Here is a 24,225-nt window from a genome sequence, read left to right on the forward strand (position 1 = left end):
CCGCAAGGCTTGCGTCGACGCGGATCAGCCCCTATCGTGATGTCGAAGCGTTTCGACGTCCTACCTGGATGGGAGCGCTCTCAACAGACATCCGTGGGCGAGGACGCCCCCGACCCAAGGCATGGCACGATGACGACCACGACCCTGACCGAGACCATGGTCACGCAGCTCGACGAGGTCGAGAACCCGTCGCGCCGGCGTCGTCGACGCCGCGACCGGCAGCAGGCGGGTGGACGCAAGTCCTACGGCATGTTCCTGTGCATCCTGCCGTTCATCGTCCTCGCCTTCCTGTTCTCCTACTTCCCGCTGTACGGCTGGATCTACTCCCTCTACGACTACAAGCCCGCCCTCGGGCTCGAGGGCAGCGAGTTCGTCGGACTGCAGTGGTTCCAGATGCTCGTCAGCTCGCCGACTCAGGTCGCCCAGATCGCTCAGGTGATGATGAACACCCTCGCGATCAGCTTCCTCGGAATCGCCACGAGCGTCCTGCCGCTCGCCTTCGCGATCTTCCTCAACGAGATCCGCGCGCCCTGGTTCCGCAACGCCGTGCAGACCCTCACGACCCTGCCGAACTTCATCTCCTGGGTGCTCGTCTACATGATCGCCTTCTCGCTGTTCTCCAGCTCCGGCCTGGTGAACAACGTCCTCGGCGACTGGGGGCTGATCACCGCGCCGATCAAGTTCCTCGACACCAATGAGAACGTCTGGCTCACCATGACCCTCTGGAGCATCTGGAAGGGCCTGGGCTGGGGCGCGATCATCTACCTCGCTGCGATCGCCGGCATCGACCAGTCGCTGTACGAATCGGCGGAGATCGACGGCGCCGGGCGCTTCCAGAAGATGTGGTACATCACCCTGCCGCAGCTCATGCCGACCTACCTCGTGCTCCTGCTGCTGTCGATCGCGAACCTCCTCAACAACGGCATGGAGCAGTACTACGTGTTCCAGAACGCGTTCAACAAGGAGTGGATCCAGGTCCTGGACCTGTACGTCTACAACATCGGCATGACGGGCAACAGCCTGTCGATGGCGACCGCGATCGGGATGCTGAAGAGCATCGTCTCGGTCATCCTCCTGTTCACCGTCAACGCCATCGCCAAGCGTGTGCGCGGCGAATCGATCGTCTGAGAGGCGCGACATGACCGCCCTGACCGCACCCCCGAAGCGCCCCGTCCGCCCGCAGCGGCCCACCCGACGTCCCGCCGAGCACCGTCACGGCGGCGACGTCCTCTTCGCGATCAGCAACTACACGGTGTTCGCACTGCTCGTCGTGATCTGCGCCTACCCGTTCTACTACCTGATCATCAATTCCATCAGCGCGAACGACGTGTCCGCCCTCGGCGACGTCCGCCTGTGGCCGGTCGGACTCCACCTCGACAACTACAAAGAGGTCTTCCAGCTGAACGGCCTGCCGCTGGCGGCCGCGGTGAGCGTCGCGCGCACTGTGATCGGCACGGTCGCAACCGTGCTGGCATCGGCCTTCCTCGGCTTCATGTTCACGCAGAAGCGGATGTGGGCGCGCCAGTTCTGGTACCGCTTCGTCATCATCACGATGTACTTCAGCGCCGGCCTCATCCCCGTCTTCATCATCATGAAGAACCTCGGGCTGACCAACAACTTCTGGGTCTACGTGCTGCCCTTCATCGTGCAGCCGTTCTTCATCATCCTCGTGAAGACGTTCGTGGAGTCCATGCCGGAGTCCCTGCAGGAGGCGGCGGAGCTGGACGGGGCGAACATCGTGCAGATCTTCTTCCGCATCTACCTGCCGAACATGACGCCGATCCTCGCGACCGTCGCGATCTTCTCCGCCGTGGCGCAGTGGAACAGCTTCCAGGACACCCTGATCTACATCACGGACCAGAGCCTGTACACCCTGCAGTACCTGCTCTACATGTTCATCAACCAGGCCTCCAGCCTCGCCCAGGCCGCGCAGAACGCCGGCGGCGACCTCAGCGGCATCGTGTCCGCCGCGACCTCCCAGACGCCCACCTCCATCCGCATGACCGTGTCGGTGATCGTGGTCCTCCCGATCATCTTCATCTACCCCCTGTTCCAGCGCTTCTTCGTGAAGGGCATCATGCTGGGCGCCGTCAAGGGCTGACGGCGCTTCGCGCACCGAGAAAGGAAAGCAATGAAGCTGAAGAGGAAAGCCGCGCTCGGAGTGGTCGTACTCCTCGCCGTCGGCTCCCTGGCCGCCTGCACCGGCGAGCCGGCCGAGACCGACGAGGCGCAGGTCGACGCGTTCCCGACCGAGTGGGAGGAGGAGATCACGATCGACGTGTTCGACGGTCTCGCCAACTACATGGGCATGCAGGAGGGATGGTTCGGCGCGCTCGTCAAAGAGAAGTTCAACATGAACCTGAACATCATCGCCCCGAACGTCGCCGGCGGCGGCGACACGCTCTACAACACCCGTGTGTCCGCCGGAGACCTCGGCGATCTCATCGTCACCGACAAGGGTGAGAAGCTCGACGAGCTCGTGCAGGGTGGTCTCGTCCTGGATGCCGCGAAGTACTACCCCGCGATGGGCAACCTCGAGCGCTTCGACCGGGCCGTCGACCGGCTCAACGACGGCAAGGACGGCGTCTACGCGTTCCCCGGTCAGGTCTCCAGCATCCCGCCGACCGAGCCCAGCGAGGGACTCGAGCCGACCTTCGGGGCCTACTTGCGCTGGGACCTCTACGCGGAGCTGGGCTATCCCGAGATCAGCACTCTCGAGGACCTCCTCCCCGTTCTGAAGGGCATGCAGGACCTGCAGCCGACCGCCCCGAACGGGAAGAAGGTGTACGCCCTGAGCCTGTTCAAGGACTGGGACGGCAACATGATGAACAACGTCAAGCAGCCGATCACCTACTACGGCTACGACGAGCTCGGCTTCGCCCTCGCGAAGGCCGACGGGTCCGACTACCAGGGCATCCTCGACGACGACGGCGAGTACCACCGCGTTCTGGAGTTCTACAACGAGGCCTACCGCATGGGACTGGTCGACCCCGAGTCCACGACCCAGAACTACGACACGCTGTGGTCGAAGTTCCAGAACGGCCAGGTGCTGTACTCGTGGTGGCCGTGGCTGGGCCAGGCCGCGTACAACACCGAGGACAACATGAACGCCGGCACCGGCTTCATGCTCGCCCCGATCGAGGACCAGACGATCTTCTCGTACGGCGCCGAGGCGTACGGCGGCAAGCAGGTCTTCGCGATCGGCTCTCAGGCCGAGGACCCCGAGCGCATCGCCGCCTTCATCGACTGGCTGTACTCCACAGAGGGCACCTACACCAACAACAGCCAGACCCAGGGCGCCGCAGGCCCCGAGGGACTCACCTGGGAGATGGGCGACGACGGCCAGCCGCAGCTGACCGAGTTCGGCCAGGAGGTCTTCCTCACCGGTGACGCCACGGTTCCCGAGGAGTGGGGCGGCGGCAGCTACATCGACGGCACGTCGACGCTGAACATCAGCGCAGTGCTGCCGAACGACGTCGACGAGAACACCGGCCTGCCGTACAACTACCAGTTCTGGCCGCACTACCAGGAGCTCACGCAGAACGACCTGCGCGCCGACTGGTCCGCGCACATGGACGATGCGACCTCGACCATGGAGTACCTGAAGGCCAACGACCAGCTGCTCGTCGCGCCGGGGGCGAGCTACACGGCTCCGGCCGACGATTCGCAGACCGAGGCCCTGCGCAACCAGGTCAAGGCCGTGATCGTGCAGTACTCGTGGCAGGCGACCTTCGCCGAGAGCGAGTCGGACTTCGACAAGCTCTGGTCCGAGCTGCAGGAGACCGCCAAGGGACTCGGCTACGAGGACGTCCTCGCCGTCGATCTCGAGCGCGCCGAGGAGCAGAACGACGCCCGCATCGCGGTCGGGGAGGAGTTCGCCGAGTAAGAACGGCGTCACCTCACGAGAAGGGGCCGGGCGCACGCTCGGCCCCTTCGTCGTGCCCGAGGCCCCGTTCAGCTGCGACGTGCGAACGCGGAACGGAACAGGAACGCCGTCGCGTACGCGCCGACGGAGAAGCCGATCGTCACGAGGATCACCCCGAACAGCGGGAACACGATCGTGATGCACACCAGCGCGATCGGGATGAGGAGGATCCCGAGCATCCGCACCGGCTCGGCAGCGGGCAGCAGCAGTGCGTTCTTGAGCGTCTGGCGGAACGGCGCGGCGTACACGGCCGTGAGCGCCATGGCGAACAGGAAGGCCGCGAACAGGTACACCGCCGCCAGAGTGGCGACGACCGTCGCCGCGCCCGCGAGCACACTCGGATGCGACGCCCAGAAGATCGCGCTCGCCGCGAGCAGCAGAAGCGGCACGCCCAGGCACAGCCCGAGCAGGGTCGCGCGCACGAAGTTGCGTCCGAACGCCGGGAAGAAGTCCTTCACCGGACGCCCGCTCTCATCGTCCGAATAGCGGATCGTGACCTCGTACAGGGCGCTGGTCGCGGCCGGGATCGTGACGACCGGCAGGCACGTCACGAGGTACATCATGTTGAGCGCGACGAAGCCGAGGAAGGAAGACATCCCCTGGAGAGACCTGCTCTCCGGATCGATCCTCATGCGCCCGTGACGGATGCCGCGGCATCCGCTGCCGATTCCAGCTGGGGTGCGAGCAACTGGACGGGCGGGAGCTCCTCGCCCTCCAGCAGGCTCATGATCGCGCGCGTGGCGGTCGCGCCGAGCTCTTCCGCCGGGATGTCGATGCTGTCGGTCAGCGTCGGCACGGTGCGAGCCACGTCGGCGGGGCACAGGGCGATGACGTCCAGCTCCCGCCCGGTCTCGCCCGAGCTCAGCCGCCCGGCGACGTAGGGGAGCGCGCCCTCGTTGTGGAACAGGATGCCGGTGACCTCTGGCCGCTCCGCCAGCACGGCGTCGACCACGGCGACCGCCTCCTGGCTGCTCGGGCAGGCGTGCACGCGGGCCTCGAGCCCGAGCTCCTCGGCGGCTGCGAGGAAGCCGCGATTCAGACGGTCCGAGTAGGACGTGTGGCGCGCCATGACCTCCGCAGGAGCGCCCAGCAGGGCGACGTGCGTGTGCCCGAGCCGCGCGAGCCGCTCCGCCGCCAGCCGGCCGGCGGCCTCGAAGTCGAAGTCGACGCACGCGATGCCGTCCGCACCGGCGGGGAGGCCGATGAGCAGCGCGGGAGCGTCGAGCTCCTCGAGCGTTGCGATGCGCGGGTCGTCGGATTCGACGTCCATCACCAGCAGGGCGTCGACCATGGACGCCCGCGCGGCGCGGCTGAGGCCCGCGGCGTCGTCGCTCGTCAGCAGCAGGATGTCGTACTGGTGCGCTCGGGCCTCCCGCACGACGCCGGCGACGATCTCCATGATCACGTGCACGTCGACGCCGGCGCGCAGCGGCGCCTGCAGGCCGATGACGTTGGTCGATCGGGACGCGAGGGACCGGGCGCTGGCGTGCGGGCTGTACTTCAGGTCCGCGATGGCCTGCTCCACGCGCTCCCTGGTCTCCTGCGAGATGGTCCTCTTCCCGCTCATCACGTAGGACACGGTGGATATCGACACGCCGGCGGCGTGTGCGACATCGGCGATGGTCACCATCTCGGCTCCTTCGGCTCGATGATCGTCGGTTCTTCCGGATGCAGCGTGAGCTCGGTCTCGGGCAGACCGGGGCCGGACAGCATCACGGCGCGCTCGGCCTCGGATCCCAGCTGCACGCGCACGACGCGGTGCTCGCGCCATTCGAGGTCCACGCGGATGCCGCCCCGGCCGCGGAGCCCGCGCACGGCGCCGTCCGGCCAGTCCGGCGGCAGCGCGGGCAGCACGTGGAGCCGGCGTCGCGCGCCGTCGAGCTCGTGCGAGTGCAGCAGCGCCTCGGCGACGCCGGCGGTGAGGCCGAGGTTCCCGTCGATCTGGAACGGCGGATGCGCGCTGAACAGGTTGTCGTAGAGTCCGCCGCGCTGGCCCACGGCGACCTGTGCCGGACGCAGCGAGAGTCCGAGCTGATCCTGCACACGCTCGCCGTCGCCGAGGCGCGCCCACATCGCCAGGCGCCAGGCCAGCGCCCACCCGGTCGATTCCGCTCCGCGCGACAGGATGGTCGTCGCGGCGGCCTCGGCGAGCTCGGGCGTGCGCCGGGGCGTCAAGGTCCCGAGGGGATACAGGCCGACCAGATGCGACAGGTGCCGGTGCCGCGGCTCGGCGTCGACGAGGTCGCGATCCCACTCCGCGAGTCGGCCGTCCGGCAGGACGCGCGGGTCCGGGAGCATCGCCGTGACCCGGTCGAGCTCGGCGAGCCAGGAGGGCGAGAGACCGAGCACGCCCGCAGCCTCCGCGCACGCAGCGGCGAGGGCGCGCAGCAGGGCGACATCCATCGTGGTCGACTCGCCCAGCGCGCGGGGGATCCCCGCGGCGTCCAGGAAGCGGTTCTCGGGCGACGTGGACGGACTCGTCCACGCCCGCGATCCGTCCGTGCGGATCCAGCTCAGCGCGAAGCGCGCGGAGCCCTCGAGGACGGGCCAGATCTCCGTGGCCAGGCGCTCGAGGTCCTCATCGAACGTGTAGGCGTCCCACAGCTGAAGACTCAGCCACACGCCGCCCATCGGCCAGAACGCCCAGGCGGGATCGCCCGAGCCGGCGCCGACCGGTGCGGCGTGCCCCCAGGCGTCCGAGTTGTGGTGGAGCACCCAGCCGTCCGCCCCGTGCAGTTCGCGTGCGACGACGCGCCCCGTGGTCGCCGCGACTCGTCCGACGAAACGGCGCAGGGGCGCCCCGCACTCCGGGAGGCCCGTGACGTCGGCCGGCCAATAGGCCATCTCGAGATTGATGTTCGAGGTGTATGCGCTCGACCACGGGCCGGGCAGCTCGGCGTTCCACAGCCCCTGGAGGGTCAGAGGGACGGACGCCTCCCGGGAGGACGAGAGCAGCAGATAGCGACCGTAGTGGAACGCGAGGGCGGCGAGGCCTGCGTCCGGACGCTCCTGCGCCCGTGCGATGCGCTCGGGCGCGGTGAGCTCGCCGGCCCCGTCCGTGGACGGCAGCTCGAGCGCGCACCGTGTGTACAGCGCCTGGTGCGCGCGGACATGAGCGCCCCGCAGATCCTCGATCGCGGCATCGAGCGCCGGCACCGCCGCCCGCGCGAGCGCATCGCGCTCGTCATCCGGTTCGCCGGGCAGCGACGGTGCTGTCGCGGTGCCGATGAGCAGGACGTGCTCGCGCGCGGGTTCTGTCGTCAGGATGCCGTCGGACGATGTCGCCGCCACGACGGAGCGCACGGTGACGGCGCCGGTGCGCCCGCGATCCTCGTCGTATCGGATCGGCTCGGCCGGATGCTCGTGCCCGGGGGCGACGTCGACCGGAAGGTGCCACTCGACGACCAGGGCGTTCGCGACGTGATCAGTGCGGCGGTGGCGCAGCTCTCCCGCGACGCGGACGCGCAGCTGGACGGGCTGCTCGGCGATCACCCGGTGGACGATCGCGCTCGCCGCGGCATCCGTCCAGGTCTCGTGACGCACGGAGCCGGTCTCCGAGCGGTATTCGTGCGCGGCGACGGCGGTGCGCAGATCCAGTTGGCGCCGGAGGGAGGCGTCGTCGGCCCGGATACCGAGCACCTCCACGTCCACGTGCCCGAGCGGCAGGAACGCCTGCACCCACGGCGTCTGCTGGGACTGCACCAGGCGCTCGGCCTCGTCGGCGTCGCCGCGGGCGATCGCGTCGGCCGCGGCATCCAGCGCGGACCGGCCCGGAGCGGCGATGCCGCGCAGCGGGTCGGCGTCCGCGACGCCGGACCACGCGGTGATGTCGTTCAGCCACAGCCGCTCGCCTGCGAGGCGGCCTTCGCACATGGCACCGCGCGTGCCGTCCCCGACCGGGTACGCGTCGGTCCATCGCGCGGCGGGCCGGTCGTGCTGCAAGACGTGGAGATCGTCGCGAGCCGCGATGCGCTCCGCGTCGGTGGGGTGGGGGAGGTCGTCGGTGGCGTCGGCCTGCGGGGCACGGCGGGGATGTGAGAGGTCGTCGGTGGCCTCGATGTGCGGGGTGCGGGCAGGAAGGGGGAGGTCGTCGGTGACCTCGATGGACAGCAGCACGTGGCTAGTATATGGTCTCGTTGTTGAAACGCTTCGACAACTCGATCCAGAACCGGAAACCCCATGTCAACGACGACCTCGGCACGCCGTGCCTTCGACACGCTGATCGCCGAGCGCGGACTCGGCTTCGGCGGCGACTACAACCCCGAGCAGTGGCCGGCGGAGGTGTGGCGCGAGGACGTGGCACTGATGCGGGAAGCCGGCGTGAACCTCGTCACCGTCGGCGTGTTCAGCTGGGCCGTGATCGAGCCCGTCCCCGGCGCCCGCGAGTGGGCGTGGCTGGACGAGGTGCTCGACCTGTTGCACGCCGGAGGCATCGCGGTCGACCTCGCGACGCCGGTCGCCTCTCCGCCGCCGTGGCTCGGCATCCGGCACCCCGAGACCCTGCCGGTGGACCGGGACGGTGTGCGTCTGATAGCCGGCTCCCGCAACCAGTTCTCCCCGGCGTCCCGGGTGTACCGGGAGCACGCCGCGGCCCTCACGCGCGACCTCGCCGAGCGGTACGCGAAGCATCCGGCGGTGCGGATGTGGCACGTCGGAAACGAGTACGGCCAGATCGATCACGGCGACGAGGCGGCGCGCGAGTTCCGCCGCTGGCTGCGCGATCGCTACGGCACGATCGCGGCGCTCAACGAGGCCTGGGGGACCGCATTCTGGTCGCAGCGCTATGCGGAATTCGAGGAGATCCTTCCTCCGCGCCGCATGCCGTACCTGGTGAACCCGACGCAGTCCCTGGACTTCCGCCGATACAGCTCCGACCAGCTGGAGGACTGCTATCGGGAGCTGCGCGACGCCATCCATGCCGCCGGCGCGACCCAGCCGATCACGACCAACTTCATGGGCTTCCACGCGCTCACCGACTACTGGTCGTGGGCGGGCGAGGTCGATGTGGTCTCGGACGACCAGTACCCGGACCCGGCTTCCGCCGACTCCCCGGCATCCATAGCGCTCGTGCAGGACCTCATGCGATCCCTCGGCGGCGGGCGGAGCTGGGTGCTCATGGAGCAGGCCATCAGCGCCACGTCGTGGCGCGAGCACAACCTCCCGAAATCCCCGCTGCGCGCACGTCGCGATTCGCTGCAGGCCGTGGCGCGCGGCGCAGATGCCGTCTGCTACTTCCAGTGGCGTCAGGCCAGGGCGGGCGCCGAGCGCTTCCACTCGGCCATGCTCCCGCACGCCGGCGCCGATTCCGACGTGTTCCGCGGAGTCGTGCAGCAGGGGGAGGATCTGCGCCGTCTGGCGCCCGTCGCGGGTGCCGGCATCCAGGCCGAGGTCGCGATCCTGTTCGACTGGCCGTCCTGGTGGGCGGGCGAGGAGCCGGCCCGGCCGACCGAGCGACTGAGCACGTTGACCGAGCTCGGACGCTGGTACCGAGAGCTGTGGCGTCGCGGCGTCGCGGCGGACATCGTGTCCCCGGCATCCGACCTCTCGCGCTACCGCGTCGTCCTCGTGCCGCACTCCTACATCGTCCGGCCGAGTACTGCGACGGCACTGCGCGATGCGGTCGGCTCGGGGGCGCAGATCATCGTCGGGGCGTTCAGCGGCGTCGCGGACGAGAACGCGCACGTGCTCACCGGGCGCTCGCCCGTGCTGCTGCGCGAGCTTCTCGGCGTGAGCGGGGAGGAGTGGGGCGCGGTCCCGGACTCCGGCAGCGCACTGGTCTTCGACGAGAGCTGGGCGGCCGGTCGAGACGTCGAGGCCCCCGGCGCGAGCATCCTCGCGGAACGCCTGCGAGCGGACGGGGCCGACGTCCTCGCCCGGCACGCCGACGGCGACCTCGCCGGGGTCCCCGTTCTCACACGGCACGGCGTCGGCGACGGAACCGCCTGGTACCTCGGCGCGATCGTGGACGACGGCAGCCTGTCGGCCCTGATCGGAGACGTGCTCGGCACCGCCGGGATCAACTCGGCGCTCGGGGGCCGGGCGGAGATGCTTCCGGACGGCCTGGAGGCCGTCCGGCGCGGGGACGTCCTGTTCCTGCTGAACCACTCCGATCGTCACATCGACATCGACATCGCGGAGGGCGGGACGCGCGTCGACCTGCTCACCGGAGAGAAGACCGACCGCACCGTGGGCATCGCGCCCGGCGACGTACGGGCACTGACAGAAAGGCGCACCTGGTGAAGTTCACCGACGGCTATTGGCTGACCCGACCGGGGCTGACTCCCCTCTACGCGACGCAGGTCGACGACATCCGCATCGATCCGGATGCCGGGACCCTCACGGTCTTCGCGCCGACGACCGTGATCCGCCACCGTGGAGACACCCTCAACCGTCCGATGCTGACCGCGACGTTCTCGTCCCCGGCATCCGGGGTCGTGAAGGTGCGCGTCCAGCGGCATGCCGGGCGCGTCCACCGGGGCCCGGACTTCGAGACGTTCCCCGAAGCAGGGTTCGTGCCGGCGGTCTCGGTCGACGACGCCCAGGGCGTGCTGGAGACCGGCGATCTGCGCGTGGTCGTCTCGCGCACCGGCGACTGGGAGGTGCGCTTCGAGCAGGGCGGGCGCGTGCTCACCCGGTCGCTGCCGCGCTCCATCGGTCACTTCACGGCCGACGGCTCGTTCCGTCCGGACAGCGGGCCGGAGGCCCAGGCCGGAGACACCTGGGTGCATCAGCAGCTGTCCATCGAACCGGGCGAGCGCGTGTACGGGTTCGGCGAGCGCTTCGGCGCCTTCGCGAAGAACGGGCAGGTCATCGATTCCTGGAATGCGGACGGCGGCACCTCCAGCGAGCAGTCCTACAAGTCGGTGCCGTTCTATCTGACCAGCCGCGGCTACGGCGTCCTCGTGGACACCCCCGACCGGGCGTCGTTCGAGGTCGGCAGCGAGGTCAACTCCCGCGTGCAGTTCTCGGTGCCGGGGGAGACCCTGGACTACTACCTGTTCGCGGGTCCGACTCCCAAGGACGTGCTCGAGCGGTATACGGCCTTCACGGGCCGGCCCGCGCGGGTCCCCGCCTGGTCGTTCGGCCTGTGGCTGACGACCTCGTTCACCGCCGAGTACGACGAGGAGACGGTCAACGGGTTCATCGACGGCTTTGCCGAGCGCGACCTGCCGCTGAGCGTGTTCCACTTCGACTGCTTCTGGATGCGCGAGTTCCAGTGGACCGACTTCGAGTGGGACCCGCGGATGTTCCCGGATCCGGAGGGGCAACTGGCCCGGCTGCACGAGCGCGGCCTGAAGGTCTCCGCGTGGATCAACCCCTACATCGCGCAGCGTTCGAAGCTGTTCGCCGAGGCAGCTGAGAAGGGATATCTGCTCAAGCGGACCGACGGCGGCGTCTGGCAGTGGGACCTCTGGCAGGCAGGGATGGGGATCGTCGACTTCACGAATCCCGAGGCGGCGGACTGGTACGTCGGTCACATCGAACGGCTCATGGATCAGGGCGTCGACACGTTCAAGACCGACTTCGGCGAGCGGATCCCCGCCGAGGGCGTCGAGTGGTTCGACGGATCCGATCCCGCCCGCATGCACAACCACTACCCGCGGCTGTACAACGAGGTCGTCTTCCGCGCGCTCGAGCGTCGGCGCGGCACCGGGCAGGCCGTGCTGTTCGCGCGCTCGGCGACCGCGGGCACGCAGCAGTTCCCGGTGCACTGGGGCGGGGACAGCGACTCCAGCTTCCTGTCGATGGCCGAGTCGCTGCGCGGCGGGCTGTCGCTCGCGATGAGCGGGTTCGGGTACTGGAGCCACGACATCGGCGGCTTCGAGGGGACGCCGGACGCCGGGCTGTTCAAGCGGTGGCTGGCGTTCGGGCTGCTCTCCTCGCATTCGCGGCTGCACGGCTCGAGCTCGTTCCGCGTCCCGTGGCAGTTCGATGAGGAGGCCGTGGAGGTCACCCGTCTGTTCACGAAGCTGAAGATGCGGCTCATGCCGTATCTCGCCGGAGCAGCCGAGCAGGCGGCCTCGTCGGGCATCCCGATGATGCGCCCGATGGTGCTGGAGTTCCCGGACGATCGGAGCGGCTTCGACGCCGACACGCAGTACATGCTGGGCGACGCGCTGCTGGTCGCGCCGGTGTTCGACGCGGCGGGCGACGTCGAGTACTACCTGCCCGCGGGGGCATGGACATCCCTCATCGACGGAACGGTCGTCGACGGACGGCGCTGGGTGCGCGAGACGCACGATCACCTCTCGGTGCCGCTGCGCGTGCGCCCGGGGACCGTGCTGCCGTGGGGCGCGGTCGACGATCGCCCGGACTACGACTGGGCCGACGGCGTCACGCTGCGCTGCTTCGAGCTGCCGGACGGTCATGACGCCGTGACGACCGTGCCAGGGCACGACGGTGCTCCGGCGACGACGTTCCGGGTCCGTCGGTCCGGGAACCGCATCACGGCGAGCAGCACGGATGCCACGGCATCCTGGTCTCTGTCGGCGGGCGGTGCATCGGCGACCGCTCAGGGAGCAGGCGAACTGGAGATCACGATCGGGGAGGAGAGCTGATGCTGTTCCGCGATGTCACCGCGTCCGTCGCCGACCGGGCGGCCGACCTGCTCGCGCGGCTCACCCCCGAGGAGCGTCTCGCGATGCTCCACCAGGCGGCGCCCGCGATCGAACGGCTCGGCGTCCCGGAGTACCGCACGGGCTGCGAGGCGCTGCACGGGGCCGCCTGGCTCGGCACCGCCACCGTCTTCCCGCAGCCGGTCGGACTGGCCGCCACCTGGGACACCGACCTCGTCGAGCGCGTCGGAGAGGTCGCGGCGACCGAGGTGCGCGCCAAGCGCGCCGAGAACCCGCTCGTGAGCCTGAACGTGTGGGCGCCGGTCGTGAACACGCTGCGCCACCCCGGGTGGGGCCGCAACGAGGAGGGCTACTCGGAGGACCCGCACCTCACCGGGCACTTCGGGGCGGCGTACTCGCGCGGACTGCGCGGATCGCACGAGCGGGTGTGGCGGACCGTCCCGGCGCTCAAGCACTTCCTCGCGTACAGCAATGAGACGGACCGCTCGGCGACGTCGTCGAACATGTCGCTGCGCACCCTGCACGAGGAGGAGCTGCCGGCGTTCCGCGAGCCGATCGAATCCGGAGCGGCCGGCAGCATGATGCTGGCCTACAACCAGGTCAACGGCACCCCCGCGCACACGCAGCCCGAGCTGGTCGCCGAGGCGCGCAGCTGGGCTCACGGATCGCTTGCGGTCGTGTCGGATGCCGGGGCGCCCACGTTCGTCGTCTCGGTGCAGGGAGCGCAGCCCGACATGACGCACGCGGCCGCCGCGCTCGTGAGAAGCGGCATGGACTCGTTCACGGACAACGACGCGGATGCGCGGCCGACCTTGACCAATCTGGGGGCGGCGCTCGAGGCCGGGCTGCTGGACCGGTCCGACGTGGACCGCGCGGCGCTGCGCCTGCTCGAGATGCGCGTGCGCTCCGGCGAGTTCGACGGCGATGACGATCCGTATGCCGGAATCGGCATGGACGCGATCGACACGCCCGGTGCCCGGGAGCTTGCTCGCGAGGCGGCCGCGGCGGGCGTCGTCGTGCTGCGCGACGACGCCGGCGTGCTCCCGCTGGCCGCGCCGAGATCGATCGCCGTCATCGGCCCGCTCGCCGACCTCGTGCTCACCGACTGGTACTCCGGGACGCCGCCGTACGCGGTCGGCGTCGCCGCCGGTCTCGCGGAGCGGTATCCGGACGCCGAGGTGACGATCGAGACCGGCGCCGACACCGTGGCCCTGCGGGCGACGGGCGGCGGCGGATTCCTGACCTCGGACGCCACCGGCGCGCACGTGGCCGCGGTGGGCGCATCCGCGTCGGAGGAGGCTCTGTGGGACGTCACGGACTGGGGCGACGGGATCCTCACCCTGCGCTCGCACGCGTCGGGGCGCCTGCTCACCGGCGGTGCCTGGCCCGTGCGCGCGGATGCTGAGCGGGTCGGTGGCTGGGTCGTGCAGGAGAGCTTCCGCAGGCACGTGCACGCCGACGGCACGTGGTCGCTGCTGCACCTCGGGTCCGGTCGCTGGCTGCGCGTCTCGCGCGAGGTCGGGATCGTCCTCGCCGAGGGCGTGACGTTCGACGCCGCCGAACGCTTCGCCGTGCGGACGGTGCGATCCGGGGCGCAGGCGGTGGCGGATGCCGCAGCATCCTCGGACCTCGCCGTGGTGGTGGTCGGCAACGACCCGCACCTCGCCGGACGCGAGACCGAGGACCGCCCGCACCTGTACCTTCCCGAGGCGTCGACGGGCATCTGGCGCACGGCGCAGGAGACCGGGACGCCGACCGTGCTCACGATCGTGTCGAGCTATCCGTACATCCTGGGCGACGCGGATTCCGCCCCGACCGTGGTGTGGTCGAGCCATGCCGGGCAGGAGCTCGGGCACGGCATCGCGGACGTGCTCAGCGGCGACGTCTCCCCGACAGGGCGGCTCGCACAGTCCTGGCCCGCCGACCCGGCTCAGGCGGGCGACCTGTTCGACTACGACACGCAGCGGCAGCGGGCCACCTATCGGCACCAGCCGGAGCCCTACGCGTTCGCGTTCGGTCACGGGCTGACGTATGCCGACGTCGCGTACCTGGACGTGTCGCTCGATGCGGCGTCGGTGCCGGCACCGGCGCCGACGCATCGGCATCCGGCGTTCGGGCGCCCCGGCGAGGTCACCGCGACCGTCCGGATCGCGAACCGCGGCGAACGGGCGGCCGAGGAGCTCGTCCAGGTCTACGGGCTGGCGCCCGAGGGGCTGCCCGTGCCGCCGGCGCGGAGACTGCTGCTCGGATACCGTCGCGTGCGGATCGAGCCGGGGGAGACCCGCGAGGTCGAGATCTCCTTCGAGGTCGCACGCCTCGCGGTGTGGGACGAATCGCTGCGTCTCGAGGGCGCGGTCGACGACTGGCTGCATCGCGGCGCGCTGCGGGTGCAGCCGGGTGAGTACCGCATCGCCGCCGGTCCGTCGGCCGATGCCCTGTCGGCGGAGGCCGTCCTCGCCATCCGATGACCCGCCCAGGGGTTCTGCGACACTTCTCCGCGTATGCGACAGGAACGAACTGGCGCGGATGCTGAAAGGTGGCGCGGAACCCTCGAGCGTGCTCGGGCACGGGCGCGGATAGCATGGATGCCGTGACCACCGTCGAGCCCACGCGTCCGCTGTCCCCGTACCGGGAGATCGATCGGGCGGAGTGGGCGAGACTCGCCGCCGATCTCGACCAGCCGCTGAGCGAGACCGAGGTCGTCGAGATCCGCGGGATCGGGGACCGCCTCGATCTCACCGAGGTGCGCGAGGTGTACCTGCCGCTCAGCCGGCTGCTCAGCCTGTACGCGACATCGACCAAGCGCCTCGGCGCCGCGACCAGCGCCTTCCTGCAGGAGGAGGACACCACCACGCCGTTCGTCGTCGGCGTCGCGGGATCCGTCGCCGTGGGCAAGTCGACCATCGCGCGCCTGCTGCGCGAGCTGATGAGCCGCTGGCCCGGCACGCCGCGGGTCGAGCTCGTGACCACCGACGGGTTCCTCTATCCGAACGCCGAGCTGGAGCGCCGCGGGCTCATGGAGCGCAAGGGCTTCCCGGAGTCGTACGACCGGCGCGCCCTGATCTCCTTCCTGACCGAGGTGAAGTCCGGAGCAGCCGAGGTTCGTGCCCCGTTCTACTCCCACATGCGGTACGACATCGTGCCCGACGCGCACGTCGTGGTGCGGCGTCCCGACGTCGTGATCGTCGAGGGTCTGAACGTGCTGCAGCCCCCTCCGGCACCCAACGACGTCGCCGTGAGCGACCTGTTCGACTTCTCGATCTTCGTGGACGCCGACACCGACCACATCGCGAGCTGGTACGTCGATCGCTTCCTGGCGCTGCGCCAGGGGGCGTTCAGCAACCCGTCCTCGTACTTCAACGTGTTCGCGCACCTCACCGACGAGGAAGCGGTCCAGACTGCGATGGGGTACTGGAACGACATCAACATGCCGAACCTGGTCGAGAACGTCATGCCGACCAAGCACCGCGCGACCCTCGTGCTGAGCAAGGGCGCCGACCATGCCGTGGAGAGCGTGCTGCTCCGCAAGGTTTGATAGGCGACGGGTCAATGCGCGCAGCGCGTTGAGGCGTCGCCTATCAAGGTTGAGCGAGCGCCAGCGAGTCGAAACCTCCGTCGAGGTCGAAGCTTCACGCCCAACGCCCCACCCTCCCGGTCATATTGTTCGGAACCCTCGCAAAAATCCCCGCTTACCCTTGTCCTCATGTGTGGAATCGTCGGATACGTGGGCCCACGCCCCAGCCAGGACATCCTTCTCGCCGGTCTTGCCCGTCTCGAGTACCGCGGCTACGACTCCGCGGGGATCGCCGTCATCGATGAGGACGGCGCGCTCGGCATGCGCAAGAAGGCCGGCAAGCTCGGCATCCTGCGCGATTCGCTGTCGGACAGCCCGCTCGCCGACGGCACCACAGGGATCGGGCACACGCGCTGGGCCACCCACGGCGGCCCCACGGATGTCAACGCGCACCCGCACCTCGCCGACGACGACCGCCTGGCGGTCATCCACAACGGGATCATCGAGAACTTCGCGGCTCTGCGCGACGAGCTCGCCGCCGAGGACGTGAGCTTCCGCAGCGAGACCGACACCGAGGTCGCCGCTGCCCTCCTCGGTCGGGAGTACGCGAGCAACGGCGGCGACCTGCAGCTCGCGTTCCGCAACGTCGTCAACCGCCTCGAGGGCGCGTTCACGCTGCTCGCGATGCACCAGGATCAGCCGGGGCTCGTGGTGGGCGCGCGGCGCAACTCGCCGCTCGTGATCGGGCTCGGCGAAGGGGAGAACTTCCTCGGATCCGACGTCGCGGCCTTCGTCGAGCACACCCGCAAGGCGCTGGCGATCGGTCAGGACCAGATCGTCGCGATCACGCCGGACGCCGTCACCGTCACGGACTTCGCCGGCACCCCGGTGGAGGCCGAGCCCTTCGAGGTCTCCTGGGATGCCGCGGCCGCCGAGAAGGGCGGCTGGCCGAGCTTCATGGCGAAGGAGGTCGCCGAGCAGCCCGAGGCCGTGGCGAACACGATCCGCGGGCGCATCCAGGACGGGGCGGTCGTCATCCCCGAGCTGGACGGCCTGGACGACCTGTTCACCGGCATCAACCGCGTCATCATCACCGCGTGCGGCACGGCGTCCTACGCGGCCCTCGTCGGCAAGTACGCCATCGAGCAGTGGGCGCGCGTCGCGGTCGACGTCGAGCTCGCGCACGAGTTCCGCTATCGCGACCCCGTGATCGGCGCCGAGACGCTCGTCGTCTCGATCAGCCAGTCGGGCGAGACCATGGACACGCTGATGGCCGTCAAGTACGCGCGCGAGCGCGGCGCGAAGACGCTGTCGATCTGCAACACCCAGGGGGCGACGATCCCGCGCGAGTCCGATGCGGTCGTCTACACGCACGCCGGTCCCGAGGTCGCGGTCGCCTCGACCAAGGCGTTCTCGGCGCAGATCACGGCTCTGCTGCTGCTCGGGCTGCACATGGGACGGGTGCGCGGTGCGATCGCGGACGCCGCCGCCGACGTCGCCGAGCTGCAGGCGCTGCCGGAGAAGGTCGCCAAGGTCCTCGAGGAGGAGCAGGAGCACGTCGCCCAGCTCGCGAGCTGGATGGCGGACACCCGCTCGGTGCTGTTCCTGGGACGCCACGTGGGCTATCCGATCGCGCTCGAGGGCGCGCTCAAGCTCAAGGAGATCTCGTACATCCACGCCGAGGGCTTCGCGGCCGGCGAGCTCAAGCACGGACCGATCGCGCTGATCGAGCCCGGTCAGCCGGTGTTCGTGCTCGTGCCGTCGCCGCGTCACTCGGCGCTGGTGCACGCCAAGGTGGTCTCGAACATCCAGGAGATCCGCGCGCGCGGCGCCCGGGTGATCGTCGTGGCCGAGGAGGGCGACGCCGCGGTGCTGCCCTTCGCCGACGAGGTCATCCGCATCCCGCTGGCCGGCGCGCTGTTCGAGCCGCTGCTCGCGGTCGTGCCGCTGCAGATCTTCGCGATGGCGCTGGCCACGGCGAAGGGCCTCGACGTCGACCAGCCGCGCAACCTCGCCAAGTCCGTCACGGTGGAGTGACCCGGCCCGGCCCCCGGAGTGACGGGGACCGCGGGGCGTGGGCCGACGGCGTCCCGGGTAGGCTGAACCGGTGATCATCGGGACCGGCATCGACATCGTCGACATCGCGCGATTCGAGCGCACGGTCACTCGGACGCCACGGCTCATGGAGCGCCTGTTCGCCCCGGCGGAGCGGACGCTGCGCCTGCCGTCCCTCGCGGCGCGCTACGCCGCGAAGGAGGCGCTGATCAAGGCCCTCGGCGGCTCGGACGGCGTGCACTGGATCGACATCGAGATCGCCTCCGAGGCATCCGGCCGTCCGCGCTTCGACCTCAGCGGCACCACCGCCGAGGTCGTCGCCGACCGCGGCATCCTCACCCTCCACCTGTCCCTGAGCCACGACGCCGGTCTCGCCGCCGCGTTCGTCGTGGCGGAAGGAGTGCCGCTGTGACCGTTCCGTTCCGCGAGGCGAGCATAGACCTCGACGCGATCGCCGACAACGTGCGCCACCTGCGGGCGCTCACCGGGGTCGAGGTCATCGCGGTGGTCAAGGCGGATGCCTACGGGCACGGCGCTGCGACGGCAGCCGTGGCGGCGCTGTCGGGAGGCGCGACGCGGCTGGGCGTGGCCGAGATCGCCGAGGCCCTCGACCTCCGGCGGCAGGGTGTCCACGCCCCGATCCTGGCCTGGCTGCACAAGCCGGGGGAGAGCTTCGTCGAGGCGGCGGCGGCCGGCATCGAGGTCGGGATCTCGTCCTTCGACCAGTTGGAGGCGGCGGCGACCGCGGCATCCGTCGACCGACCCGTCGGCATCCATCTCAAGCTCGAGACCGGGCTGAGCCGCAACGGCATCGCCCCGGGCGACTGGTCGCGCGTCTTCGCGGAGGCCGCCCGGCTGGAGCGCATCGGCCGAGTCCGCATCGTCGGCCTCTTCAGCCACCTCTCCAACACCTCCCCGCAGGACGACAGGACGGCTCTGGCCCGCTTCGAGCAGGGCGTGACGGCGGCCGCGTCCTTCGGCATCCATCCCGAGATCCGGCACATCGCGGCCACGGCTGCCGCGATCGACCTCCCCGAGACGCGCCTGGACGCGGTCCGCATCGGCATCGGGCTGTACGGACTGTCTCCGTTCGACGACCGTTCCTCTGGCGAGCTGGGACTGCGGCCGGCGATGACCCTGCATGCCTCGGTCGCCGCGGTGCGTCGGGTTCCGGCCGGCACCGGCGTCTCGTACGGATACGCGCACCGCACGGACCACGACACCACCCTCGCCCTCGTGCCGCTCGGCTACGCGGACGGCGTGCCGCGGCAGGCGTCCGGCCGCGGTCCGGTGACGATCGGCGGCCGGCGCTTCACCGTCGCCGGCCGCATCGCGATGGATCAGTTCGTCGTCGACGTCGGCGACGCGCACGTGGCCGTCGGCGACGAGGTGGTGCTGTTCGGCGACCCCACGCTCGGCGTCCCGTCGGCGACCGAGTGGGCGAACGCGGCGGGGACGATCAACTACGAGATCGTCACACGAATCGGTCCGCGCGTGCCGAGGCGCGGCGCATGAGCGTGGATCCGGCCTTCCTCGGCCGCCGAGAGATCGCCACGACGGACGATATGGAGCACATGGGGCTGCGTATCGGGGAGCAGCTGGAGCCCGGCGACCTGCTGGTCCTGACGGGCCCGCTCGGCGCGGGCAAGACGACCTTCACGCGCGGTCTCGCCGAGGGGCTCGGCGTCCGCGGGCCGGTGCAGAGCCCAACCTTCGTGATCGCCCGCACCCACCCGTCGCTGGTCGGGCGGGCGCCGCTCGTGCACGTGGACGCCTACCGGCTCGGCTCCGCCGCCGAGCTCGACGACCTCGACATCGACTTCGCGCGCTCCGTGGTCGTGATCGAGTGGGGCAGGGACATGGCGGATGCCGTGGCGGATGCATGGTGGGACATCGAGCTCTCCCGCCCCGTCGGCGGGGCCGACGGCGTCGCGGATGACGAGCTGGACGCCGACGCGCCGCGCATCGTCGAGATCAGCCGCGTCGAGCGCGCCTGATCGCCTCGGCGAGTGCGGCTTCGACGGCCGCTCCTCCCGCTCCGGCGTCGGCGGCGGAGGACGCGTTCTCGACGCCGACGGCGTCCACGATCTCGGCGCGCTGGATGCGGGTCTCCCTCGGAGCCTGGATGCCGATGCGCACGCTGTCGCCCTTCACGTCGAGGATCGTGACTTCGATCTCGTCGCCGATGAGCACGCTCTCGCCGATCCGCCTCGTCAACACCAGCATCAGATCAGCCTAGTGCGCGTCGGCGGCGTCGGTGCCGGCGACCGGCGCGGCCGCGAGCACGGACTGGTCGCGCACGACGCCGATCGTCTCGATGCGCAGCGCGGCCGAGGTCGCCTCGGTGTACGACAGGACGGGGAGGCCGTCGGTCTGGGCGGATACAAGCCGCCGCACCGCCGAGCGCAGGTTCGGCGCGCAGACGAGGACCGGTTCGACGACGTCCGCGGCGCCCGCGACGGCCTGCTTGACCGATTCGATCACGGCCTCGAGGCGCTGCGGCTCGAGGATGATCTGCGGGCCGTCCTCGCTCGCGCGCAGGCTCTCCAGCATCGACTGCTCCAGCAGCGGATTGATCATGATGACGCGCAGCACGCCCTCATCGGCGAAGCGGGTGGCGACGGCCGGACCGAGAGCCGCCCGCGCGGCCTCGATCAGACCGTCCGCATCCGTGGAGACCTTGGCCCGCAGCGCCAGGGCCTCGTAGATCCGGCTCAGGTCGTTGATCGGGATGCGCTCGGCCAGCAGCCCCTGCAGGACGCGCTGGATCTCGGCGAGCGACAGCAGCGCCGGGGTGAGCTCCTCCACGGCGGCGGGGGAGGCCTGCTTGAGCGAGTCGGTGAGCTGACGGACATCCTCCCTGCTGAGCAGCCGGGCCGCTCCCGACTGGATGACGCTCGACAGATGCGTGATGATGACGCTCGCCCTGTCGATGACCGTGGCACCGGCGAACTCCGCGCTGTGGCGCATCTCCGCGGGGATCCACTTGCCCTCCAGGCCGAAGACCGGATCGACCCCGGTCGGCCCCGGCAGGGCGTCCAGTCCCTGGCCGAGCGCCAGCACGGACCCCGCGGGGGCTGTGCCCCGTCCGGCCTCGACGCCGGCGATCCGGATCGCGTACGTGGACATCGGGAGTTCGAGGCTGTCTCGCGTGCGCACGGGCGGCACGACCAGACCCAGATCCAGCGCGATGCGCCCGCGCAGGGTGCGCACGCGTGCGAGCAGGTCGTCCGTTCCGCCGGTCACGAGATCGACCATGTCGGGGGCGAGGAGGACCTCCAGCGGGTGCACCCGCATCCGCTCGATCAGATCCTCCGGATTCTCCGGCGCGGGGCCCGTCGGCTGCTCCTGCGTCTTCTGCGCGGCGGAGCGCGCCTCGGCCGCCTTGATCCGCTGCGACGCGAAGATCAGCAGGGCGCCGATCACGAGGAACGGCAGCATCGGCATCCCGGGGATCAGCGCCATGACGATCGCGGCGAAGCCGGCGATGCTCAGCGCTGTGCGGCTCTGCGCGAGCTGCCGCGAGGCGGCCAGGCCCATCTCCGTCTCGGCGTTCGACCGGGTCACGATCATGCCCGTCGACACGGCCATCAGCAGGGCGGGGATCTGGGTGACCAGCCCGTCGCCGATCGTGAGCAGGCTGTATGTGCTCGCCGCCTCCTCGATCGACATGCCGTGCTGGACGATCCCGATCGCGATGCCGCCGACCAGATTGATGATGATGATGACGATGCCGGCGATCGCGTCGCCCTTGACGAACTTGGACGCGCCGTCCATGGCGCCGTAGAAGTCCGCCTCGGCCGCGACCTCCGCTCGGCGCTCGCGCGCCTGCACGTCGGTGATGAGTCCCGCGTTGAGATCGGCGTCGATCGCCATCTGCTTGCCGGGCATGGCGTCGAGCGTGAACCGCGCGCCGACCTCGGCGACGCGCTCGGCGCCCTTCGTCACGACGACGAACTGGATGACGACGAGGATCAGGAAGACCACCGCGCCGATGATGATCGATCCGCCCACCGCGATGTGCGCGAAAGCCTCGATCACCTGCCCGGCGTAGGCCTCGCCGAGCACGAGTCTCGTCGAGGCGACGTTGAGTCCGAGCCGGAACAGCGTCGCCACCAGCAGCAGGGACGGGAACACCGAGAAGTCCAGCGGCTTCTTCACGAACATGGTCGTCAGCAGGATCACGAGCGCGAACAGGATGTTGACGATGATCAGAACGTCCAGGAGCGCCGGCGGTACCGGCACCACGAGCAGCAGCAGGATGCCGACCACGCCGATCGGAACGGCCAGTTTGCTCAGCATTCTCATGAGGGCCTCCTCGGGGGAAGGGAGTGGATGCCGCGGGCGGCGCCGCGTCGTCGCAGGGCGTCGACGAAGATCAGCACGCGCGCGACGGCGGTGTACAGGTCCTCCGGGATCTCGTGTCCCAGGTCGCACGCAGCGTGCACGGCTCTGGTGAGCGCGATGTCGCGCACCATCGGCACGCCGGCCTCGGTCGCCTTCTCCCTGATGCGCTCGGCGATCACGCCGCTGCCTTTGGCGACGACGCGCGGCGCGGAACGACCCGGCTCGTAGCGCAGGGCGACGGCCACGTGAGTGGGGTTCACGAGCACGACGTCGCTGTCGGCGACGGCGGCGATCATGCGGTTGCGGCTCATCGCGAGCTGGCGCGAGCGGCGCTGCTGACGGATCAGCGGGTCGCCTTCGGTGTTCTTGTTCTCGTCCTTGACCTCGCGCTTGGTCATCCGGGTGTGCTTGCGGTTGCGGCGCATCACGACCGTGACGTCGATCACCGCGAGGGCGAGACCGACGATGACGGCCGTCTGGATCAGTGCGGTCGTGCTGTCCGACGCCGTGCCGAGCAGCCAGGTGAGCGAATGCGAGCCGCTTGCGGACAGGACCGGGACGAGGCCCGCCACGACGATCCACAGGGCGATCGCGATCGCGGCGGTCTTCAGCAGCGCCTTGGCGCCTTCCCAGAGCGCCTGCAGCCCGAACACCCGCCGCAGGCCGTTGACCAGGTTGAACTGCTCGTACCGGCCGGCGGGCTTGCGCAGGTGCACGCCTCCCTGGATCACGGCGCCCAGGAGGGTGACGACCGTCACGACCGCGAGCAGCGCGCCGATCGTCGGCAGGACGGACGCCAGACCGAGCCGCAGCACCTCGAGGGCGCCGGACGGCGACGGCGACGCCGACACCGCCGTGATCGTGATCATCTGCTCGATGCCGGCCCCCGTGCCCAGGGCGATCGCGGTCGGCATCGCGACGGCCGCGGCGCCGATCGCGATCCAGGCGGTGAGGTCCTGACTCCGGGCGAGCCGCCCCTTCCTGCGCGCCTCGCGCAGGTGGCGGTCGGTGGCCTGCTCGGTGCGCTCGCCGCTGTCGGCGGTGCTCATCCGCTCACCCCGCGCATCATCCGGAAGGCGAGCGAGGAGAGCGCGTCGACGACGCCGGGCAGCGTGGCGTAGACGAATCCGGCAAGCAGCAGCGTCAGCAGGATCTTCACCGGGAAGCCCATCGCGAAGGCGTTCAGCGCCGGGGCGACGCGCGTGATGAGTCCGAGACCCGCATCGGCGAGGAACAGGACGAGCACGAGCGGACCGGCGATCTGCACTGCGGCGAGCATCATCTGCGAGACGCCCTCGACGAGCGCCTGCGCGGGCGCCGTGATCTCGAGGATCCCGTTCACCGGCACGGCCTCGAAGCTGCGGGCGAGGCCGGCGATGATGAGCTGGTAGCCGCCCGAGGCGAACAGCAGAGCCAGGACGGTCATGTGGAACAGCCGGGTGAACTGGGCGCCGTTGACGAGCGACTGCGGGTCGAACGCCTGCGCCAGCTGGAAGCCGCCGAAGACGTCGATCAGGCCGCCGGCCGCCTGGACGGCCGAGAAGCAGAGCAGGACGAGGAATCCCAGCAGGGCGCCGGTGAGGACCTGGATCGCCAGCGCGCCGAGGAACGGCCCGGTCTCCAGCGGCTGGTAGCCAGGAGCGACCGCGGCGCCCATGGTCAGGGACAGGGCGACGGCGAGCATCGCCTTGACGCGCATCGGGATCGCGCCGTAGGAGAACGGCGGGGCGATCACGAGGAATGCCGCGATGCGGACGCCTGCGAGCGCGGTCGCCTCGAGCCAGACGAAGTCCACGGGGATGTGCACG

The 24,225-nt window shown here is 70.1% G+C and carries 18 protein-coding genes; 11 read left to right on the forward strand and 7 right to left on the reverse strand.

The features are described from left to right. The first annotated feature begins 129 nt into the window (after positions 1–129). The 3 genes from AC3RXZ_RS07230 to AC3RXZ_RS07240 are packed head-to-tail and all read left to right on the forward strand — an operon-like array spanning position 130 to position 3,886. Positions 130–1,128, forward strand: a complete 999-nt coding sequence (locus tag AC3RXZ_RS07230; RefSeq protein ID WP_491493581.1) for an ABC transporter permease — start codon at positions 130–132, stop codon at positions 1,126–1,128. A 10-nt stretch (positions 1,129–1,138) separates the two neighbouring features. Further along, the gene (locus tag AC3RXZ_RS07235) at positions 1,139–2,101 is read left to right on the forward strand and encodes a carbohydrate ABC transporter permease (protein ID WP_491493582.1); all 963 of its coding nucleotides are present in this window, start codon (positions 1,139–1,141) and stop codon (positions 2,099–2,101) included. Positions 2,102–2,131: 30 nt separating this feature from the next. Further along, entirely contained in the window at positions 2,132–3,886 is a 1,755-nt protein-coding gene (locus tag AC3RXZ_RS07240; RefSeq protein ID WP_491493583.1) for a type 2 periplasmic-binding domain-containing protein, read from the forward strand. Positions 3,887–3,954: 68 nt separating this feature from the next. On the opposite strand, the gene AC3RXZ_RS07245 is transcribed toward AC3RXZ_RS07240, so the two are convergent. From AC3RXZ_RS07245 to AC3RXZ_RS07255, 3 genes are read right to left on the reverse strand one after another with little or no spacing between them, the layout of a single operon-like run. Beyond that, complete coding sequence (locus AC3RXZ_RS07245) at positions 3,955–4,521, reverse strand: DUF624 domain-containing protein (RefSeq protein WP_491493584.1); 567 nt, start codon at positions 4,519–4,521, stop codon at positions 3,955–3,957. Between the two features lie 32 nt (positions 4,522–4,553). Beyond that, on the reverse strand, positions 4,554–5,555 hold the full coding sequence (locus AC3RXZ_RS07250; RefSeq protein ID WP_491493585.1) for a LacI family DNA-binding transcriptional regulator: 1,002 nt from the start codon (positions 5,553–5,555) through the stop codon (positions 4,554–4,556). Continuing rightward, positions 5,549–8,041: a glycosyl hydrolase family 95 catalytic domain-containing protein gene (locus tag AC3RXZ_RS07255; RefSeq protein WP_491493586.1), complete on the reverse strand. Its 2,493-nt coding sequence runs from the start codon at positions 8,039–8,041 to the stop codon at positions 5,549–5,551. Before AC3RXZ_RS07255 ends, AC3RXZ_RS07250 begins: the two co-directional genes overlap by 7 nt. A gap of 63 nt (positions 8,042–8,104) precedes the next feature. Here AC3RXZ_RS07255 and AC3RXZ_RS07260 point away from each other — a divergent pair, with 63 nt between their 5' ends. The 8 genes from AC3RXZ_RS07260 to tsaE all read left to right on the forward strand — a co-directional run bounded on the left by AC3RXZ_RS07260 (position 8,105) and on the right by tsaE (position 20,067). Next, the gene (locus tag AC3RXZ_RS07260; RefSeq protein ID WP_491493587.1) at positions 8,105–10,165 is read left to right on the forward strand and encodes a beta-galactosidase; all 2,061 of its coding nucleotides are present in this window, start codon (positions 8,105–8,107) and stop codon (positions 10,163–10,165) included. Next, positions 10,162–12,483, forward strand: a complete 2,322-nt coding sequence (gene yicI, locus AC3RXZ_RS07265) for an alpha-xylosidase (RefSeq protein WP_491493588.1) — start codon at positions 10,162–10,164, stop codon at positions 12,481–12,483. The genes AC3RXZ_RS07260 and yicI overlap by 4 nt, the downstream gene beginning before the upstream one ends. Then, positions 12,483–14,969, forward strand: coding sequence for a glycoside hydrolase family 3 C-terminal domain-containing protein (locus tag AC3RXZ_RS07270; RefSeq protein WP_491493589.1), 2,487 nt, complete (start codon positions 12,483–12,485; stop codon positions 14,967–14,969). The genes yicI and AC3RXZ_RS07270 overlap by 1 nt, the downstream gene beginning before the upstream one ends. Positions 14,970–15,082: 113 nt before the next feature. Further along, the gene (gene coaA, locus AC3RXZ_RS07275; protein ID WP_243230319.1) at positions 15,083–16,036 is read left to right on the forward strand and encodes a type I pantothenate kinase; all 954 of its coding nucleotides are present in this window, start codon (positions 15,083–15,085) and stop codon (positions 16,034–16,036) included. A 168-nt stretch (positions 16,037–16,204) separates the two neighbouring features. Continuing rightward, a complete protein-coding gene (gene glmS / locus AC3RXZ_RS07280; RefSeq protein WP_491493590.1) occupies positions 16,205–18,052 on the forward strand; it encodes a glutamine--fructose-6-phosphate transaminase (isomerizing) in 1,848 nt (615 codons plus the stop codon). A 70-nt stretch (positions 18,053–18,122) separates the two neighbouring features. Beyond that, a complete protein-coding gene (locus AC3RXZ_RS07285; RefSeq protein ID WP_243230344.1) occupies positions 18,123–18,482 on the forward strand; it encodes a holo-ACP synthase in 360 nt (119 codons plus the stop codon). Further along, positions 18,479–19,585, forward strand: a complete 1,107-nt coding sequence (alr, locus tag AC3RXZ_RS07290) for an alanine racemase (RefSeq protein WP_491493591.1) — start codon at positions 18,479–18,481, stop codon at positions 19,583–19,585. The genes AC3RXZ_RS07285 and alr overlap by 4 nt, the downstream gene beginning before the upstream one ends. Beyond that, positions 19,582–20,067 (forward strand): tRNA (adenosine(37)-N6)-threonylcarbamoyltransferase complex ATPase subunit type 1 TsaE, encoded by a 486-nt coding sequence (gene tsaE, locus AC3RXZ_RS07295; RefSeq protein ID WP_491493592.1) that lies wholly within the window; start codon positions 19,582–19,584, stop codon positions 20,065–20,067. Before alr ends, tsaE begins: the two co-directional genes overlap by 4 nt. Here the strand turns inward: tsaE and csrA are convergent. Genes csrA through AC3RXZ_RS07315 form a run of 4 tightly spaced genes read right to left on the reverse strand, consistent with a single transcriptional unit; the run spans position 20,045 to position 24,224 of the window. Next, a complete protein-coding gene (csrA, locus tag AC3RXZ_RS07300) occupies positions 20,045–20,296 on the reverse strand; it encodes a carbon storage regulator CsrA (protein ID WP_243230366.1) in 252 nt (83 codons plus the stop codon). The genes tsaE and csrA overlap by 23 nt on opposite strands. 9 nt (positions 20,297–20,305) lie before the next feature. Continuing rightward, positions 20,306–22,378 (reverse strand): flagellar biosynthesis protein FlhA, encoded by a 2,073-nt coding sequence (locus AC3RXZ_RS07305; RefSeq protein ID WP_491493593.1) that lies wholly within the window; start codon positions 22,376–22,378, stop codon positions 20,306–20,308. After that, complete coding sequence (locus AC3RXZ_RS07310) at positions 22,375–23,466, reverse strand: EscU/YscU/HrcU family type III secretion system export apparatus switch protein (protein WP_243230373.1); 1,092 nt, start codon at positions 23,464–23,466, stop codon at positions 22,375–22,377. The genes AC3RXZ_RS07305 and AC3RXZ_RS07310 overlap by 4 nt, the downstream gene beginning before the upstream one ends. After that, complete coding sequence (locus AC3RXZ_RS07315) at positions 23,463–24,224, reverse strand: flagellar biosynthetic protein FliR (RefSeq protein WP_491493594.1); 762 nt, start codon at positions 24,222–24,224, stop codon at positions 23,463–23,465. Before AC3RXZ_RS07315 ends, AC3RXZ_RS07310 begins: the two co-directional genes overlap by 4 nt. Between the last annotated feature and the right edge of the window lies 1 nt (position 24,225).

This window comes from Microbacterium cucumeris, from assembly GCF_058349845.2.

Bases quoted from the DNA above. Each gene is read 5' to 3' on its own strand.
- tsaE (WP_491493592.1), top strand. From the start codon at position 19,582: ATGAGCGTGGATCCGGCCTTCCTCGGCCGCCGAGAGATCGCCACGACG.
- csrA (WP_243230366.1), bottom strand. From the start codon at position 20,296: ATGCTGGTGTTGACGAGGCGGATCGGCGAGAGCGTGCTCATCGGCGAC.
- glmS (WP_491493590.1), top strand. From the start codon at position 16,205: ATGTGTGGAATCGTCGGATACGTGGGCCCACGCCCCAGCCAGGACATC.
- AC3RXZ_RS07235 (WP_491493582.1), top strand. From the start codon at position 1,139: ATGACCGCCCTGACCGCACCCCCGAAGCGCCCCGTCCGCCCGCAGCGG.
- AC3RXZ_RS07250 (WP_491493585.1), bottom strand. From the start codon at position 5,555: ATGGTGACCATCGCCGATGTCGCACACGCCGCCGGCGTGTCGATATCC.
- AC3RXZ_RS07230 (WP_491493581.1), top strand. From the start codon at position 130: ATGACGACCACGACCCTGACCGAGACCATGGTCACGCAGCTCGACGAG.
- AC3RXZ_RS07305 (WP_491493593.1), bottom strand. From the start codon at position 22,378: ATGAGAATGCTGAGCAAACTGGCCGTTCCGATCGGCGTGGTCGGCATC.
- AC3RXZ_RS07260 (WP_491493587.1), top strand. From the start codon at position 8,105: ATGTCAACGACGACCTCGGCACGCCGTGCCTTCGACACGCTGATCGCC.
- AC3RXZ_RS07240 (WP_491493583.1), top strand. From the start codon at position 2,132: ATGAAGCTGAAGAGGAAAGCCGCGCTCGGAGTGGTCGTACTCCTCGCC.
- AC3RXZ_RS07310 (WP_243230373.1), bottom strand. From the start codon at position 23,466: ATGAGCACCGCCGACAGCGGCGAGCGCACCGAGCAGGCCACCGACCGC.
- AC3RXZ_RS07270 (WP_491493589.1), top strand. From the start codon at position 12,483: ATGCTGTTCCGCGATGTCACCGCGTCCGTCGCCGACCGGGCGGCCGAC.
- AC3RXZ_RS07245 (WP_491493584.1), bottom strand. From the start codon at position 4,521: ATGTCTTCCTTCCTCGGCTTCGTCGCGCTCAACATGATGTACCTCGTG.
- coaA (WP_243230319.1), top strand. From the start codon at position 15,083: ATGGATGCCGTGACCACCGTCGAGCCCACGCGTCCGCTGTCCCCGTAC.